Below are 18,383 nucleotides of genomic sequence, written 5' to 3'. Positions count from 1 at the left end.
CTAATCAAGTGGGTCAAATGTACCACCTGCCCATCCAGTTGTTGGAAGAATTTTGTTACCGAAACTCACAAAATCATTATGGAAGGTATAGAAGTAATGAAACTCTGGTACGTTATATGGTAGATACGTTGTGTTTGTCACAACAACATTTTTAAAATACTTGGTATAAGTTGCTTTATCGTTAATGTTTAAAGTTTCTCTGAATAATGTTGTACCCCCCGGAACTGTTGGATCTTCTAATACTTTTTTATCTTTTTGGTCTGATCCTGACGGAGGATTCACTAACTGAACTTCCAATTTTGACATATTCCCGGTTAGCAAGTGCATGGTGCGGGATCTTCTTAAATCTGAATTACGTTTGTTCTCGAAAGCAAATTCAATTTGTCTTTCGTTAAGAATTAAGTTTCGCAATTGTGGTGTGCTTCCTGCCAATGCGAGTCCGTAATCTGAATCACCTGCTACTACTCCGGCTCTTTGACGGATTTGTCTGACTAAATCTTTTGCACCTGCGATATTTCCTGTTTCATTCATACAATCGGCATAATTCAACATCACCTCTGCAAATCTAAGTTCAACCCAATCCATACCACTTCCACCACCAACAGAACTATTGTAAACAGAAGCACTTGCTATTAAACTAGGCGTAGAGAAACGCTTAACATACACCGCATTTCCACTGCTTTCGCCAACTGCTAAATTATAATTCCACTGTTTTCTATTTGCGTTTCCACTCAATGGATATACCGATCCGTTTGTTGCAAACGTAGCTTCAAACCTAGGGTCTCTATTTTGCCAGAACATGGTGGCGTCATATGGAAAAGCCGTAGATGTGTTTAATGGTTTTCCATCTCTCATGGGATAGGCATCCAGCATTTTTGTTGTAGGCATAAAGTATGTATTAGGACTTCCACCTTCAGAAGTTGGCCTTACACGCTGCTCAGTTTGATTGCCTCTATTTGGTACTGTATTAGAATAAGTTCTTACCAGAATGGCCTCAGTATTGTTTGTACCTTCTACACGGAAAATATCTAAATAATTTGGCATTAATTTTTTACCTGCCGAAACACACATATCATAAGCCTCTTTATTGGCAGTTAAAGCATCAGCCCATCTCGAAGCCTGGTAAGGATGTTTTGCATCATTGGTAGGATTAAACTGAGGACTAGCCCAGTACAATAATACTTTTGCTTTTAAACACGTAGCTATCAATTTAGTAATTTTACCTCTTCCATCGGCATCGTTTGGCGAAAAACCCTCTAATAGGATAATAGCATTATTTAGATCGCTTAATATTGCCGCGAAACACTCTTTAGCAGGCCTTCTACCTTCATCGTAAATACTATCACCACCTTGCGGTGTTAACGGAAGTGGAACACCGCCATAAACCTTAACCAATTCGAAATAGGTTATCGCTCTTAACGCATAATATTGTCCAAGCAATTCATTCTTCTTTTGGGTGAGCATTGTACTGCCAGGAAGATTGGCGATCGCATCATTACATCTGGCAATATCCCAATATTTATTATTCCCTGGGTTGCCTCCATAGGTATTACCAGTATACCTCACATCATTATTCCCCAACACACCTTGCAATCCAAGTGCTGCTTTCGCATTTGCATCACCATCAGGAAAATAGTTCTCATCACTGGCATAGTGAACACCAAAACGATCAGGAACTAGCTGCAATGGAAATTGATACATGGCTACATCGTACACCCTGTTAAGGTGTAGTTGTACAGAGCCATCATTATCCCAAATAGCCTGATCGATGCCGCCGGTATCCGGTAATAAGAAAAACTCATCTTTATTTACGCAAGCGGGCAAAAGTGCAGCTAAAGTTAAAATAGCTACGGCCTTTTTTATATTGTTTTTTAATTGCTTAATCATTGCTCAAAAAATTATAGGTTAACACTCAATCCTAAAGAAATCGTTCTCAACATTGGATAATCCCATGCACTTGAAGTATAAGGATCTTTATAAGGTAAAGGATTTACAATGGTCCAAAGATTATTTCCGGTTAGTAGAATACGGGCTCCGCCGATCCCTAATTTGTTTGCAAAAGCTGTAGGTGCTTTGTAACTTAAAGTCATGGTATTGATACGGATCATTGTTCCGTCAACAGCCCAAAAATCAGAGTTTATTCCTAATGATGGATCATCAAATCTTGGATATTTACCATTCATCGGATTTTCTAGCGTCCATCGATCTGACCAGATATCCAGCGTATTTCTTGTTTTCGAAGGAGCTGTTCTCGCTCTGCTATCGTAAAAGATTTTACCACCAAATCGTGCATTGATATTCGTGTTTAAACTGAAGTTTTTATACGTTAAATTCAACGAGATACCAGAAGAAAAAAATGCATTGGTGTTGTTATACAAAGGCGCCAGATCGCTATCAGAGATTACACCATCAGCATTGGTATCTTCATAATATAACCACCCAGCTTGTGGGATTTTATCGTAAATCCTATAATTGGGGTATTTCGCCATCCAGGCATCAACTTCTCCCTGAGTTCTGAACATGCCCAGGTTGGTTAAACCATAATTGCCGCTATTGTACTTCCGTGGGTCTGTACCGAACAATTGTAAGTTAGGAAATGTATTGTTAATCAAAAACCCTGGTGTATACAAAATCCTGTCTGTAACCGAGTTGCCATAAGAGAAGTTCATGCTCGCACTAAGATTCCAGTCTGTTGCAAGCTTTGCTTTATAGCCAATGCTAAATTCAGAACCCCAGTTATAAAGCTGTCTGTAGTTTAATACGGGAGCCTGTGTACCGAAATATTGTGGATATTGATTATTTGCACCCAGTTCGAAACCATCATAAGTATAGTTTTGGAAGGCTTCAATACTAATATCTAATTTATTGTTAAACATTGAAGTTTCTAAGCCAACATTAATGGTTCTTTTCTTCTCCCAGGTGATTTCAGGATTAGCCAGACGGGAACGGTTCAAACTATTCCCATTTGAAGTTCCATAAATATATCCATTGGTTACATCAATCTGGAATCTATCCTGCCATAAACGAATGCCAACCCTGTCGTCACCCGTAATACCAACATTTGCTTTTAATTTCAGAAAATTAATAAAGCTAAGGGCACTACTGTTTTTAAAGAATTTTTCCTGACTCACTACCCATCCAATTCCAATATTTGGCGATACACCCCAACGATTCCCTAAAGCGAAATTAGATGACGCATCAATACGGGCAACCCCTTCAATTAGGTATTTCTTATCAAAATCATAACTAAAACGAGCAAAACCCGAACGTTTGGAAACTGCTGTTTGCTCTAAATTTGATGCTACTAAAGTATTGATATCGTAAGCAAAAAATTGATCTACACCGGGTATTAATTGGTTTGAATAACGAACAGCTGAATTTTGTGTATTACCCTCACTTTGCTCGGCACCAGCTAAAACACTAAAAGTGTGTTTCGCAATAGTTTTATTGTATTGCAGTGTTAGAAAGAACTGATAGCTATTGTTATCAGTTAAGCCAGGTGTGAAAGTAGAGCTTACTGCACTTGTTGGCTGAAAAGTAGGTGCAGTAGCAGTTGGTAATTGATTGGTGAACAATTCTTGGTTATTCCCTCTTTTTACAAAATTGTACAGCGTGAAAGGTGGTACATACTGCGTGTTCTTTGAAGACCCACTGGATTGCGAAACCTGACCGCGAATGACAAGTCCTTTCAGGAAGGTTGGTTCGTAAGTTAATGAGGCATTAATACGGTATGACTTATTTGAACCATTATTATAATAACCAGATTCAGAAATGGCTAAAGGATTTATATTAGCAGAATTTACTCCGTTAACATTGTAGTTAACAAATTTTCCGTCGATACTAATTGGAACCCATCTTGGAACTGTTATGAGTCGTTCAAAAAAGGCTGCATCATTCTCCTGGGCATTATGGTGCAGTTCTTTCGTGCCATAATCAACGTTAAAATTCACATCTGCCTTTAAGCCGTTCGCCACGGTGGCAACCACACCACTTCTGAATGAATATTTGTTAAATTTCATTCCTGCATAATTTCCATTTTCCCCCTGGTAACTTCCTCCTGCGAAAAAGGTAATTTTATCACTACCACCAGAAATGCCGATATTATGTCTTTGTGTGGTAGCCGCTTGCCATACTTCATCGTACCAGCTTTTATAGTCCAGCGTTTTGATATAGTCCAAATCTTCCGGAGCGAAGTAATCGGATGCAGCAGCACCCTGAGAACGGAATGTATCATTTAATAATAATGCATGCTCATATCCAGATAACATTTTTGGCACCTTGATCGCATCTGAAATGCCCAGATAGCCATTGTAAGTAATGCTTGGTTTGCCGATTCTGCCTTTTTTTGTCGTAACCAGAATAACACCTTTAGCGCCGGCAGCACCATAAATTGCAGCAGAGGCATCCTTTAAGAAGGTTAAATTCTCAATCATAGAAGCATCTATATTATCGAAAGCTTCTCTTGTTACTGTAATATTATCTACAACATAAAGTGGCTCATCTGTGGTACCAGCCGCCGCAGTGGTTGTAGTAGAATTTCTAATATTAAAGGTAATTGGCGCGCCCGGACGGCCAGATGCTTGGCTCACTCCCACACCCGCAATTCTGTTTCTCATGGCGCCTGCCAAGTTAGGTGCAGGAACATCTTGAATTTCAGCGCCACTAATAGTTGCTACAGCACCAAGAATTTCTGATTTTTTCTTGGTTCCGTAACCAATAACCACCACATCATCTAATGCGGTATTATCCTCTGCAAAGTTTACAGTGATATTGGTTTTGCCAGCTAAGGGAATGGTCTGTCTGATATAGCCAATAAAGGAAAAAACCAATGCATCAGTTGCAGGATCAGCTATTAATGCAAATTCTCCTTTATCGTTAGTACTTACATTATTGGTTTTGCCGCGTATCCCAACGGTTACGCCGGGAAGCGCCTGCCCATCTTTCTTGTCGACCACTTTACCGGTGATCTGCTTTTGTTGGGCAAAAACAGCGGTATATGTGATTAGCATGAGCACTAAAACCCATGAGGTTTTTCGTAAAAATTTTGAGTTCATATTCGTTATTTGGTTAGTTTTTTTACTAATAATGCTAATCTGATATCATTCACGCATTGAGCTTGATTAATTTCATTAGCATATATAAGCTGTAAAGGCAATTGCTTTATACAGTTTATATTAGTGTTTCCGGTTAAGGAAGGGTTTGATTGTTTGTTTGTATTTGCTTTTTACAGCTTGCTAGTTAGGCATAAGAATTAGACAGCGTTATTTTTAAAATCTATCTAACATTAATTGTCTTTGTGATGGCCCATATTTCTGTTTTGGATTAAATAATTATTGGTTAGAAAGTATATTTTATCATTTAAATTAATGAAGTAAACCCAGTTTTTAAGCTAAATAGTGCCAGTTATTATACAATTTTATCAGTGTAAAATAACCTTCTGGCTATAAACTATTTAGTGATTTTATTCACAATACAATATAAGTATAAATTCATATATAAATGAAATATTCTTGAATAAAAATATAAAAAATAATGGAGCGTTTAAATACGCTCCATTAGCCATGCTAGTTCGATTGAGCTTTCGCTTTTCTACGCTTCTCCCACTCTATTCCCTCTTTCTTTAAATCGTATCCGGAGGCTGATAAATAATTATTTATTCTGCCTTTATATTTCCCAAACCAGGCATGCTTTTTATCTGACGATTCTGCATCCATAGCATGTTCACGCGCTTCGGTAAGCCAAACTAAGATTTGTTTTTTCTGATCTTCGGTCAGTGTTAAAATTTCTTCCTGGTAGGCTTTGTAAGTAATTGGCAATACATTATAGGTCATACCGTTTTTAACCAGCTCTACCTGCTCATTAGTTAATTGCGCAGAAAGTTTGCTGATGTATTTTTTATGGAGTTTAGCCAATGATGCTTCTACCACATGGCTATCTTTAGCAAGGGCCGAATCGCGTTCCACTTTATTGTCTTTGTTTTTTTCTTTAATTGCTTTTACACGAATGTCGCGTGCAGCATAGATGTCGTTTAAATTGCTATATTGATCTCTGATGATTACCGTCACTTTCTCGTTTTTCTTTGCGTCAGTAATTCCAAGATTGGCAACAATTTTAGCCGAGCGCTCGGTAATCATTTTCACATAGGCTTCTTTATCGTTCACAGGATTGTTCTGAGCAAAAATTGCTGTAATGCTCGAGAAGGTTAACAATAAGGCTAAAATTGATGATTTCATGTCTTTATATTTAAATTGTATTTATTTTTTTTAAACTCACATCTCCGCAAAAATGCACTTTTAAGCCAAGTTCATCCATTGCAGCTGCTTTAATGCGGCAAGCTTCGTGCGCGCCGGCTTCATAATTGGTATAAACCACCTGAATGTGGTTGGCTTTATGCCTGGTCATTAGCTGATCGCGGCTTACACCTTTTAAAATGGCATGCATAATCGGCCATTCGGGTGTTGTTCCATTCCAGCGTCTTTTGGTTTCTTCCTCAGGCAAAGCTACTACTTCCCCTACGCCCAAATCGCAATGTAATTCATTATCCATTACATAAACCCGGCTCCAAACAATGAAACCTGGTTTACTGACGCCTTTTAAAGATCCACCGCCTAAACGGAAATACATAGCAGGCTGCCTATCACTGCTCGCTCCGGCATAGCCATCAATAAAATGTGCAGGTGGTGCTGCTCCTGAGATTAAAAAAAGCCAAACAAAACCGTCAACATCATCATTTTTGTAATATTCGCCCCAACGGATGTCGTGGAGGGTGTTTTCTCCGCTCATTCCTAATTCTTTCCAAAGATTGTAGGTTACCAGGGCATCTAAACCGGCACATTCATCTACCTCGTTAAAATGTGGTAAAGCGCGTTTTGGATAAAGTTCTTTACCATCTACAGAAAATACTGGCGGACGGTCTTCATTATTTAATAAACCCTCTACTAAATCGCTTGCTACAGTTAAATCTTTCAACCCTTGTTGATACTGGATTCCAATAGTATCGCAGCTAAAATCATCCGCAATCCTCAGGGCGGCGATATACATTTTACACTGTTCGAGGGTTTGGTTTTTAGTTAATTGTGTCTCCTCTTCAGTTCCCCAGTTAAAGGTCATTCCTTTTTGCAAAAGCCAATCTAAAACAGCCTCTGCTTCACCATTGGTAACCTGCAGCATACCTGCATATAATGCCGATTGACTCAGGCGCTCTTTAAAGAAACCAGTTCTGTGCAACAGTTCGTCGGGAATGATAGCATTGTACATACCCATGCAGCCTTCGTCAAACACACCCATGATCACTTTTCGCGCTCTTAAGCTTTTGGCAAAAGTTCTTCCTTTCTTATCGTCGCTTAAGGGGATCTTACTTAAAGCAAAACTTTTAACATGACTTTGGTCGTAACTAATTTTACCGGTCGAGAGCCATTCTTGCAGGCCATCGGTAAAAAAATCATCCGTAAAGTTTTCACTCCATAAAGTACTAAAAGTTATAGCTGCTTTGGTTAAACAACCGTTCAGATTTAACATGCCTACCAAACCAGGCCACTGTCCGCTCCAGTTGGCTACGGTTAATATCGGTCCGCGATGTGTGCTAAGCCCCGCTAATACATGATGTGAGTATTGCCAAACACTTTCTGCTACAATTATAGGTTGGTTGGGATCAATATTTCTAAAGATATCCATACCCATTCTTTGCGAATCGATAAAGCCATGTTTTTTTGTTGAATTGTATGAATGGGCACGTTTAACTTTCCAGCCAAATTGTTCGATGGCTAAAGTTAACTTTCGCTCCATTTCGACTTGGGCAGCCCAGCAATTTTGATTTGCCGAAAGCCGTAAATCACCACTTGAAACCAGTAGAATTTCTCCTTGTTTACCTTGTCTCATAATTTATTAATGAACAAATAATTTATATAAAAATAATTTGTCAGCTTATATTTGGATTATGCCTTTACGGCTATATACAAAACTCAACAATGAAAAACACTATTTCCTGATAGTTTTTATCAAATTAATATAGGATGTTATCATTAAACTCGTTAACTTTAGGCCGCTGTGGCACAATTTGTAGAATATTGTAATACAGTTCTAACCAAATATTTATTTTTACATGAAGCCTCATTTTCATAAAGTTCCAATTACCTTACAAAGTTCCTTTAGTATCCGTCATGATATCAAACCCGATTTTGGGAATATCTGGCATTATCATCCTGAGCTGGAATTGCATTATGTAATCAAAGGAGAAGGCGTTCGTTTTATTGGCGATAACATCAGTAATTTTGTGCCAGATGAGATGGTGCTTTTGGGCGAAAACCTACCTCATACCTGGCGTTGTAAAGATGAATATTTCCAAAATAACCCCGATCTTACCACCGAAGCCATGGTGATTCATTTCTTGCCCGATTGTTTGGGGAAATACATGCTTACTTTACCTGAAGCTTATCTGATCCCGAAATTATTCGAAAAAGCAAAAAGCGGAATGGTAATTAAAGGGAAAGCTAAAGATAAACTGGTTGATTTGATGCGGGCTGCAGTTGATGCAACCAATTTAGACCGGATCATTATCCTCTTATCTATCTTAAAAACATTGGCTGAGACGGATGAATTTTCGACAATTGTAACGAGCAAAAATACATTCTATCAAAGCAACGAGTCTGAAACGCTCCGGATCAATAAAATATGCAATTATACCTTAAGTAATTATAAAAAGGATATTACATTGGAAGAAGTAGCTTCATTAAGTAATTTAAGCGTAACTTCTTTCTGCAGGTATTTTAAACTGATGACGAAGAAGACCTTTTATGATTTCCTGATTGAAATCAGGGTGAGTCACGCATGCCGTTTTTTAATTGAAAACAAGCTTCCTACCGAAATGATCTGTTTTGATTGTGGTTTTAATAATGTATCCAATTTCTACAGGCACTTTAAAAAGGTTACGGGGATGACCCCTTTGGACTATAAAAGGAAATATTTGAATTAAGTATTAATTCAGACCTTATAGGTTTTTAAAACCTATAAGGTCTAGCAAAATAGATCCTGAAATAAGTTACCAATGATAGATTCAGACAGAAATTCGTCATTGCGAGGAACGAAGCAATCTTAATGCACACGCTAATAGCGACCGTTGTAAGATTGCTTCGTCGGCTGAAAAAGCCTTCTCGCAATGACGATATATCGAAGTTATTCATCCTTAAGATCGCGTCATTTATATTGATTTTATTCAATAAATTGCCCATCAGGATGACGACTGCGCCACTATATAAAAACCTTTATATTTAAATTATTGCGAAGCAAGGTATAGTCATCAAACAATGTTTCTACTTCTTTAACTACGCTTGGCGTAAAAGAGCCAACGTTTCTTCGGGTGAAGGTTGAAATATTTAAACCACGCTTTTGCAGGAAATATTTCGACACTACGGGATAAACGTTATGCATTACGTCCATGTTATCGATTAAAAACTGTTGTACCACTTGTACTTCATCTTTAAAAGCTTCATCATTATAATGGTCGCAAAGCCAAACAATCAATTCAGGGAAATAATTCCCCTGAATACAAGACAATCCCGATGCGCCAGCTTTTAATGATTCCACCGCATGTACAATGTAGGCATCGTATAATCCAAAAGTCTTACCTTCTGTCAGTTTCAGTTTTTCTTTAATCTGCCCAAGATCCAGGCAGGTATCTTTATGGTAAATCACTCTTCCGGTAGATACAAAATCGGCCAGTTGAGTAGGTTTCAATACCCTTTTATAAGGCACCGGACATTCGTAAAAACCTAATGGAATTTTACCTGTTTGATCGATCAGATCGAAAACACGATCGTTAAAAACCTCATCTGTTTCGTTTTCTTCGGCAAGTAAACTGGTAATCGCAATTACCGCTTCTACTCCCGAATCGCTCACCTCTTTCACAAAATCGGCCTGTTCGGTAATAGGGCCACCAAAAGTTCCGGTGGCTACCACTGGCACGGCACCGTTAACAACTTTGATCACATGTTTTATGGCCTGAATCCGTTCTTTGCCGCTCAATTCGAACATTTCGCTCGACAGACAATTGGCAAATAAACCTGATGATCCGGCCTGTAAATAAATCTCGGTAAGCTGTGTAAGGGCTGGATAATCGATGTTCCCGTTGCTTAAAAAAGGCGTGAGCATCACCGGGATGAACCCTTTTTGTGAGTTTTCCATTATATTCTGATATGGTAAATTGTTCTATATAATTGCCTGATCAAACCAGAATGGTTTTTAAGTGGCTGTTTTAATCTTTTTACTTTTAATCTTCGTGAGGAAAAGTCCTGCTAAAAAAATGGTTAAAGTGCCGATCACGATAATCATGTTTTTATGTAAAGGATTTCTAAAAACTTCATATTCTGGAGGAAGAAGTGAAGAAAATGTCATCCATATAATTACGGCAATGCCGATTATTGTTGCTGTTATGGCTTCATGGTTTTTAGTTTGCCTACTGATGATCCCCAAAAGGAATAGTCCTAGCATTCCTGCAGCAAAAATGCCTGATAACTCCCACCAAACATCTAAAATACTTTTTACACCAATCATGGCAATGCCAGCAATCATACCCAATAAACCAAAGCCAATAGTGGCCAAGTGTAACAGTGATAAGTTCTGCTTTTCGGTTACATCTGGCTTAAAATATCTTTTATAAATATCAACCGAAAACACCGTTGCTGAGGCATTCATTCCGGAACTTATTGTACTCATTGCAGCGGATAAAATGGCCGATACAATTAAACCAACCAAACCTATAGGGATTTTAGTCACCATAAAATGTGGCATAATTTTATCACCATAATCTGATGGCTGTAATGCATGCTGCACCTTCAACACCTCTGCTGCCGAAGCATGTAAAGGCAAACGTTCTATAGCTACCTGGTGTTTAATCGACTCTACCAGTTCTGGATTGATTTCATAATAGGCATATAAGCAAGATCCTATAATAAAAAAGAGCAGCGATGCAGGAATATATAACCACACACACAACCAGATCGATTTCGAAGCCGCTTTACTTGATGATGCCGTATGATAACGCTGGATATAGTTTTGGTCCATTCCGAAGTTATTCAGGTTGATGAAAAAACCATAAAGCAACACGACCCAAAACGATGATCCTACAAAATCGAGTTTAAAACTACCTAAACTAAATTTATTGGCCGATTGCCCGATCTCTACAATCTTCGAAACTCCTCCCGGCATATTCGAAATGATTAAATACAGAATAAGCAGGGCACCAAAAGTTTTCACTACAGCTTGTACCACTTCTGTCCATATTACCGCTTCAATTCCTCCTAAAACGGTATAAACAATGATACAAATGCCCATTACGATCATAATCATCTGCATAGAATAGCCTGTAAGTGCTTGTAAACTCAGGGCAATCCCAAAAAATATAGATCCCATCCTGGCCAACTGTGTCAATAGAAAACAAACTACTGCATATACCCTTGCCCATGCACCAAAACGTTTTTCTAAATGGGTATAGGCTGATATTTCGCCGGTATTACGGTAAAAAGGAACAAAGTATTTTGAAGCGATCCAAGCGGCCAAGGGCATCGAAATACTGAATACAAAGGCATTCCAATTGCTACCAAAGGCTTTTCCGGGCACACCTAAAAAGGTATTACTACTTAAAAATGTTGCATAAATTGATAAACCTATCGCCCATCCGGGGATCAGGCCCGAAGCTTTTGTAAATTGCTCGGAGTTTTTATTTTTCCTCGAAAAATAAACCCCAACTAATATCATTCCAACAAGATAAATGAAGATTATTGCAAGATCGACTACAGGAAGTCCTTTCATTATTTGTTGGCTCGTTTATTAATTTGGTTAAAACAAATATGCATGTCTAAATATCAGTATTAATATAAGATTTTGGCCACATATTGTACCATCTTATCTTATTGAACATCTAAAGCATCAACTGCCAGTCCTTTAGCTTCTGTAGCAATCAATTTGAGTTTATAAGTCCCGGCATTAATCATGCTCCCGGTATTGGTACTGAGGTAGTTCCATTTTCCGGTTTTAGTTGGTGCAAATTCGACCATTTCTGTTTTCATTAATGTTCCATCTGCCGATAAAAACTCGAGTTTCCCTTTCAAAACCTGCGCTGATGGATTATGGTATTTTAGGGTTAAGGAATAGGTATCGGCCACGCCGACTGATAACTGCCAGGTTAAGTTCCCTTGGTTGGCTGCATTAAAAATCACGCGTTGTTTATCCATTAAAATTGCTTTCACAACCTCCTTGCCTTCTAAAATACCATCAATAGCTTTATAAGTAGTGGTGGTTTTTAAATCGTAAGCGGGCTGTAAATGGGTAACCGGTAATACAAAAACGGTGGCTATTCTACTGTCAAAAATTATACGTTCATTCGGATTAAGTCTTTTCCGATAAAGACCGAATATCTCATCCTTATTATTGCTTAGTGAAGTTTTGGTGTCTTCGAATCCCTGAGGTACACTACTATTGATATTCAGTGCCACAAACGTATCGACAGTATCAGTTGCGGTAAATTCGATACTTTCCTGTCCGCGTGATGCCTTTAGCCACTCGGCGCCATATAAATTCGAAGGTAGATCAGTAAAGGTTAAATTTTCACCTTTAAACTGTTCATCTCCAATATCCAACCAATCGCATGGTGTTGCATTTTTAATTTTGCTCAGGAGTGATTTACTTGATGGTGCAGCTTGGATGTTTTGATTTAGACCTGAGATTGCAATGGCCGAAATCACAGCCTGACCAACCTTTACTTCTGGGAAATTAATGTCCAAAAAGCCACCTTTAATAGTCGTTTTGATTGTTTTCTTTAACAAGGTATTACATCCTGCTTCTTTCCAGATATCTAAATCTTTAATTACCGTTATTCCATTAAATGCTACATCAAATAAACGCATGGCTTTGGCATCAAAGCCTCCGCCAATACCCAGCCAGGGTTCTATAAAATAGAGTTCAACCAGATACTCACCGTCAGAAAGTGGAAAATGATATTTCAACTGATCTCTGCCATATCTGAAAGTTTGAAAAAGCTTCCAATCTTTAGTCCCGTCTATAGGTTGAAAAGTACGGCGTTGACTGGCAAAAAATGTTGGAATCCCGGCAAAATCCGCAGTCCAGGAGGTTGAGCCAAAGTTATCAGGACCACTTAAATTTCGATCGGCAGACCATTGATTGCCATTGGTATCTTTATAATCGCCACCGCCACAATTTACACGGTACACATATTTATATCCCCGCGCCGGAACGGTTAACTTTTTATCGCTTATTAGAGCATTAAAATTTGGACTTTGAGGCAGATTCTGCAATACCATTTGATCTTTGGCAATAGCTTTTCCATTTACATAACCTATGGCATACAATACATTATACTGGATATTCGGTTTATTCCATTGGAAATGTGTGCCGATTGCACCGCGTTTTCTTCTACCTAAAGATTTGCCGTTTACGTCATTAAAAAGTTCTACTTCATCGCAGTTAGAATACACCACAATACTGTCTTTTATACCTGGCTTGTTCCAGCGGTTAGGCCAGGTATGTGAAACAATATACACCATAGGCTCAGTTTGTTTTGGCGCATAATTTGCCCTGAACATATAAAATACATCAGTTGGTTCTTCCCAAGGCGTAAACATGCCCTTGTAATTTACAGGGCCAACCCGATCCAGATCTCTCAATCCTTCTCCCCCCTGCACCCTGCCTGGATTATCATGTGAACTGTACAACCAGAAAAAATGACCCGCAGTTTTATCTTTTACCGATTCGGCCAAACGCACCTTGGTTTCCATTAAATCGGTCATTCTGTTCTCTGTGTACCCTTTTCCATTGGCATCGGGCTTGTGAAGATCAATTGTTCTCCAGGCACCGTATTCGCCAACCAAAACCTGCCTTTGAAGATCTTCTCCATAAGTTAGGGGATTACCACCATACGTGCCTGTCCAGTTTTGGGGAACATCCCAATCCGTTCCTTTTCCACCATTACAAGTGGTAACTTTTCTTTGTGATGAAGCAGTTGGATCCAGTTTTCGGATCAGTTCTGTACATTCTTTTGCGAAATCTTCTGGCAAAGTACTCTCATTTTCCAAACCCCATAAAACAACTGCCGGACTGTTTCTGCGTTCTTTTACCCAGTCTGTTAAAAGTGATTTAAAGTTCTTTCTGAATTCGGGTGTATCATACCAGATATGAGCAGCCATTTGGGTCCAGCATAAAGCCCCTTCTTTATCCCAATAATCAGAATACAATAAGTTATGTGGTTGATGTGCATCGCGGAAAGCATTAAAACCTGCTGCTTTAATTTGTCGCACTCTCGAACTGATCTGTTCGTTACTAAAAGCATGGCTCTGCCCAATTAGATGTTCATATTCGGCAATACCGTTAATAAAAACCGGTTTTCCATTTAATAAAAACTGTTTCTGGTTCACTTGTTCGCCAATGGGCCAACTGATCCATCTGATTCCGTAAGGCGTTTTCAGTTCATCTACAACCTTTCCATTTTCTATGATAGTGGTTTGTAAAGTATAGAGATATGGATTTTCCAACGACCAAAGTTTTGGATTGATGATCTTGTCGGTCTGCTGATCGATCTGAATTTCTTTTCCGACAGGAACAACAACAGATTTTTTCAGTTCTTTGATCTGTTTTCCGTTCCGATCCAGCAATCTGTTTACAACGCCTATATTTTTAGGCTTTAAACTATAATTTTTAACTGTAGTACTCAGATTCAGAATGGCCGCCTTTTCTGAGATTTTATTGTCGTTCCAGATGTGGATACCAAAAGGTTCTACCCGAACTTCATTGGTTACAATCAAATGAACCGGACGGAAAATGCCCATCGGCTGCGAACCTTCTGAAAAACCGCGTTCTGTAGAACAACCGCCGTCAACCCAAGGTAAATCCTGGATATTTGCCGGATGATCTGCTCTTACCGCCAGCACATTTTCCTGGTTATTTAATTTGATGGCTGAAGTAACATCCAAAGTAAAAGTTGTTCTCCCACCAGCGTGGTAGCCCACTTTTTTACCGTTTAACCAAACTGTTGCATACGAACCCACGCCTTCGAAATACAGAAAAAAACGTTTTCCAGACTTAATTTCGCCGGTTTTAAATTTTTTTCGGTACCAGGCATAGCCATGTTTATTACCATGAAGTTTGCGTTGATAGCCTTCGTACTGATCCCAGTTGTGCGGAACATTTACATTCTTCCAGTTTATGGTTTTGTAGCTGGCTAACTGAAGACCATCAAAAACATTGCTGTTTTTTTCGTCGGCAATACTGAGCCAATTGGCGTTTAATAATATATCTTTCCTGGTTTGGTTTTGTGCATAGAGTGAACTCACGCCATAAAAATTGATGAAGAATAACAGTAATAAACACAACTGTTTAAATTGAATTCTTTTTGGTTCGTGTGGCCACGAACCAAGGCACCTAGCCAAGGTACGTGTCCACACGAACCTCTTAGGAAAATTTCGCAGGGATGTGTACAGGTAAATCTGGAGGGTGTTAATCCAGCCTAAAACTGACGAAATTTTCTCCCGCTCAGTCCTTTTAGATTTCGTAAGTTGATTCATCGCGCTTTCAGATCTCCATTCAGTTTATAACTTTCACCGGCTCTAGTTTCGAACGTTGCGTTGTTGTTTTTGTAGCGTATTTTACAGTTTCCTCCTGTTTTAGATTTTACGATTAGCGAGGTAAGCATACCCTTCTCCCAGGTTAAATTCAGTTCAAATCCACCTCGTGCCTGTAAACCTTTAATTTCTCCACTGGGAATAGCCGTTGGCAATGCGGGTAAAATATCTAAATAACCCTGGTGACTTTGCACTATCATTTCGGCGATTCCGGCTGCACCACCAAAGTTTCCATCTATCTGGAAAGGCGGATGCGCATCAAAAAGGTTTACATAAGAACCTGCACCATTATTGGCTGGCTTCATTAACATTTTAACTAATTTCATGGCATGATCGCCATCTTTAAACCTTGCCCAAAAATTGATCTTCCAGGCCAAACTCCAGCCTGTAGCGTCATCTCCGCGGTACAACAAAGATTGTTTTGCCGCCTGCATCATCTTCTCGTTACTATCCCAGGTAATATCATTTCCAGGGTAAACACCCCACAAATGAGAAACATGGCGGTGTTTGCTTGCCGTATCGTCTACATCGGTTAACCATTCTTGTAACTGTCCGTATTTACCAATCTGATTTGGTGCCAGCTGCTTAACTTTTTCAGTTAGCGATTTTCTAAATTCGGCATCTACATTAAGCGTTTCGGCTGCTGTTATACAATTTCTGAAAAGCGATCTGATAATCTGGTGGTCCATTGTTGGACCAGCCACTAAACCACCATTTTCTGGCGAATTAGATGGTGTACTAATCAACCAACCTGTTTTCGGATCTTTCACTAAAAAATCTTCATAAAATAAAGCAGCCTGTTTCATTAAAGGATAGGCTTCGGTTTCCAGAAATTTGCGGTCTTTACTAAATTGATAATGCGCCCATAAATGATCACTTAACCAAGCACCCCCACTTACCCAAATACCATGATTTGAAGCGTTGATTGGCGCTGTTCCATTCCACAAATCAGTATTGTGGTGCAAAACCCAACCACGGGCATTGTAATATGCTTTTGCCGTTTCGGCACCAGTTTTAGATAACCCCTTGATTTTACTAAAAAGTGGCTCGTTTAGTGCCGATAAATTAAGAATTTCAGTCGGCCAGTAGTTCATCTCGAGGTTAATATTGGTAGTATACTTGCTTCCCCATGGTGGTGTAAGCAAATCGTTCCAAATCCCTTGCAGATTGGCCGGCTGAGTACCCGGCCTCGAGCTTGAAATTAACAAATATCTTCCATACTGCATATATAAAGCAGCAAAAGCAGGATCGTTAGCCGTTGCAAATTTTGCTAGTCTTTCGTCTGTAGGAAGATTCTCATTATCCGATCGGCCAAAATCGACACTAAAGGTGTTGTAATAGCTTTGATATTCTTTAATGTGCTTCTGTTTGATTTCGGTATAGGTTTTACCTTTTAATCCATTCAAAGCTTTAATGTTTGCTGTTGCCGGATTTCCGGAAACATCCTGCGCATTGATAAAATTCGTTCCAGCTGTTAAATAAAGTGTTACTTCATCTGCCTGATTGATGCTAATTTTGCCATTAATCACCTTCACAGATCCATTTTTGATTAAAGCGGTTAATCGGCTTTCTCCCTTAATCGCGCCATCTTTTACCTGAACAGATAAAGCAATTACATTATTCGCTAAAACTTTCACAGATGATTTTCTGTGCGCGCTTGAAAGTTCAGCATCGAAACTAATGGATGCCTTTTTATCTGCCGTTAAATGGACTACAACAGCTTGATTCGGCTGGCTGGCAAAATACTCACGCACATAGTTTACGCCATTTAAAGTATAAGTGGTTTTTGCAACGGCGGTACTGATATCTAAAGATCTTTTGTAATTAGATTCAATCGATTTGGTCTGCTTGAAATACAAATTTAAATCACCAAAAGGCTGATAACTGCCCTGGTATTGCGGTACGGCAGGTGGGTCTTCATCCTGGATTTTATATTTCCAATCTTTAACTAAGGAGATGCCCTGCTCCATACTTTCTCCGGCAGGATAAATGCCAATCTTTTTTGAGGTGTCTTTATAACCGGCCAATCCGCCTTTATCAAAGTAGTTGAGTACCTGAATAGCGATTACATTTTTACCCTTTTTAATCAGCTTTGCAGGAATAGTATATTTTCTTGGCTCCGTATTATCAGTATTGCCAACCAACTGACCGTTTATATAAGTGAAATCCTGATCACGGATGCGGTTAAGATCGAGTACAAGATCTTTCCCAGCCCAGTTTTCTGGCACATCAAAAGTGGTTCTGAACCAAACGGCACCGTCTAAATTGGCCAAGCCTACCGTTTCCCAACCTTCGTAGGCAGGTACTTTTATGGTTTTCCAAAGCTGGTCATCAAAATTTGACAGAGCAGGATTGCCCTGAATGCCTTTTCCGGCTTTCATTTCATTCACCCAAATTTTTCTGTCGCCTGATGTACTTTGCAAGCCCATAAAATGTTCTTGGGCTAAAGCTTCTGCTGCTGCCTGTTTTCCTTCAAATAGTAATTTCCTGATCTCAGGTAGGTATTGAAAGGCGCCTTTTCGGTTGTAATCCCTTGGTTTACCTGTCCAAACGGTTTCCTCGTTAAATTGGATATGATCTACAGCCGCTCCAGCGAAAATCATGGCGCCTAATCTACCGTTTCCGATCGGTAAGGCATCAGTCCACTTTTCTGCCGCCTTATTGTACCATAAAGTATGGTTGTTTTCTTGTGTAAAGCTACCAAAATGAGCCGCTAATATTAAAAATGATGTACTTAATAAAAGTTTAAACCTCATA

Annotated in this window: 9 protein-coding genes; 1 reads left to right on the top strand and 8 read right to left on the bottom strand. The window is 39.1% G+C overall.

The window, feature by feature from the left end; translation table 11 throughout:
- The 4 genes from ACTJKN_RS10895 to ACTJKN_RS10880 form a co-directional block, all read right to left on the bottom strand.
- Complete coding sequence (locus ACTJKN_RS10895; protein ID WP_440824890.1) at positions 1 to 1,887, bottom strand: RagB/SusD family nutrient uptake outer membrane protein; 1,887 nt, start codon at positions 1,885 to 1,887, stop codon at positions 1 to 3.
- A gap of 11 nt (positions 1,888 to 1,898) precedes the next feature.
- Positions 1,899 to 5,054 carry a SusC/RagA family TonB-linked outer membrane protein gene (locus tag ACTJKN_RS10890; protein WP_440824888.1) on the bottom strand — a complete coding sequence of 1,052 codons (3,156 nt, stop codon included), beginning with the start codon at positions 5,052 to 5,054 and terminating at the stop codon, positions 1,899 to 1,901.
- A gap of 510 nt (positions 5,055 to 5,564) precedes the next feature.
- A complete protein-coding gene (locus ACTJKN_RS10885; protein ID WP_440824886.1) occupies positions 5,565 to 6,233 on the bottom strand; it encodes a DUF3826 domain-containing protein in 669 nt (222 codons plus the stop codon).
- A 10-nt stretch (positions 6,234 to 6,243) separates the two neighbouring features.
- Entirely contained in the window at positions 6,244 to 7,878 is a 1,635-nt protein-coding gene (locus ACTJKN_RS10880; RefSeq protein ID WP_440824884.1) for a fucose isomerase, read from the bottom strand.
- A gap of 223 nt (positions 7,879 to 8,101) precedes the next feature.
- On the opposite strand from ACTJKN_RS10880, the gene ACTJKN_RS10875 reads away from it, so the two are divergent.
- The gene (locus tag ACTJKN_RS10875; RefSeq protein ID WP_057935132.1) at positions 8,102 to 8,971 is read left to right on the top strand and encodes an AraC family transcriptional regulator; all 870 of its coding nucleotides are present in this window, start codon (positions 8,102 to 8,104) and stop codon (positions 8,969 to 8,971) included.
- Positions 8,972 to 9,246: 275 nt separating this feature from the next.
- Here the strand turns inward: ACTJKN_RS10875 and ACTJKN_RS10870 are convergent, their stop codons facing one another.
- From ACTJKN_RS10870 to ACTJKN_RS10855, 4 genes are all read right to left on the bottom strand, one after another.
- Positions 9,247 to 10,179 (bottom strand): dihydrodipicolinate synthase family protein, encoded by a 933-nt coding sequence (locus ACTJKN_RS10870; protein ID WP_440824882.1) that lies wholly within the window; start codon positions 10,177 to 10,179, stop codon positions 9,247 to 9,249.
- A gap of 57 nt (positions 10,180 to 10,236) precedes the next feature.
- Positions 10,237 to 11,805: a sodium:solute symporter gene (locus ACTJKN_RS10865; protein ID WP_440824880.1), complete on the bottom strand. Its 1,569-nt coding sequence runs from the start codon at positions 11,803 to 11,805 to the stop codon at positions 10,237 to 10,239.
- A gap of 98 nt (positions 11,806 to 11,903) precedes the next feature.
- Entirely contained in the window at positions 11,904 to 15,338 is a 3,435-nt protein-coding gene (locus ACTJKN_RS10860) for a malectin domain-containing carbohydrate-binding protein (RefSeq protein ID WP_440824878.1), read from the bottom strand.
- A 227-nt stretch (positions 15,339 to 15,565) separates the two neighbouring features.
- Positions 15,566 to 18,382, bottom strand: a complete 2,817-nt coding sequence (locus tag ACTJKN_RS10855; protein ID WP_440824876.1) for a glycosyl hydrolase family 95 catalytic domain-containing protein — start codon at positions 18,380 to 18,382, stop codon at positions 15,566 to 15,568.
- Position 18,383 lies beyond the last annotated feature (1 nt).

The organism is Pedobacter sp. 22163 (assembly GCF_052045595.1).
Classification (GTDB): domain Bacteria; phylum Bacteroidota; class Bacteroidia; order Sphingobacteriales; family Sphingobacteriaceae; genus Pedobacter.
Note: the sequence above shows the minus strand (reverse complement) of the source record. Positions and strands in the feature narration are given on the sequence as shown.

Coding starts and splice junctions, on each gene's coding strand:
- ACTJKN_RS10855 (WP_440824876.1), bottom strand. CDS start 18,382: ATGAGGTTTAAACTTTTATTAAGTACATCATTTTTAATATTAGCGGCT.
- ACTJKN_RS10885 (WP_440824886.1), bottom strand. CDS start 6,233: ATGAAATCATCAATTTTAGCCTTATTGTTAACCTTCTCGAGCATTACA.
- ACTJKN_RS10865 (WP_440824880.1), bottom strand. CDS start 11,805: ATGAAAGGACTTCCTGTAGTCGATCTTGCAATAATCTTCATTTATCTT.
- ACTJKN_RS10880 (WP_440824884.1), bottom strand. CDS start 7,878: ATGAGACAAGGTAAACAAGGAGAAATTCTACTGGTTTCAAGTGGTGAT.
- ACTJKN_RS10895 (WP_440824890.1), bottom strand. CDS start 1,887: ATGATTAAGCAATTAAAAAACAATATAAAAAAGGCCGTAGCTATTTTA.
- ACTJKN_RS10890 (WP_440824888.1), bottom strand. CDS start 5,054: ATGAACTCAAAATTTTTACGAAAAACCTCATGGGTTTTAGTGCTCATG.
- ACTJKN_RS10875 (WP_057935132.1), top strand. CDS start 8,102: ATGAAGCCTCATTTTCATAAAGTTCCAATTACCTTACAAAGTTCCTTT.
- ACTJKN_RS10870 (WP_440824882.1), bottom strand. CDS start 10,179: ATGGAAAACTCACAAAAAGGGTTCATCCCGGTGATGCTCACGCCTTTT.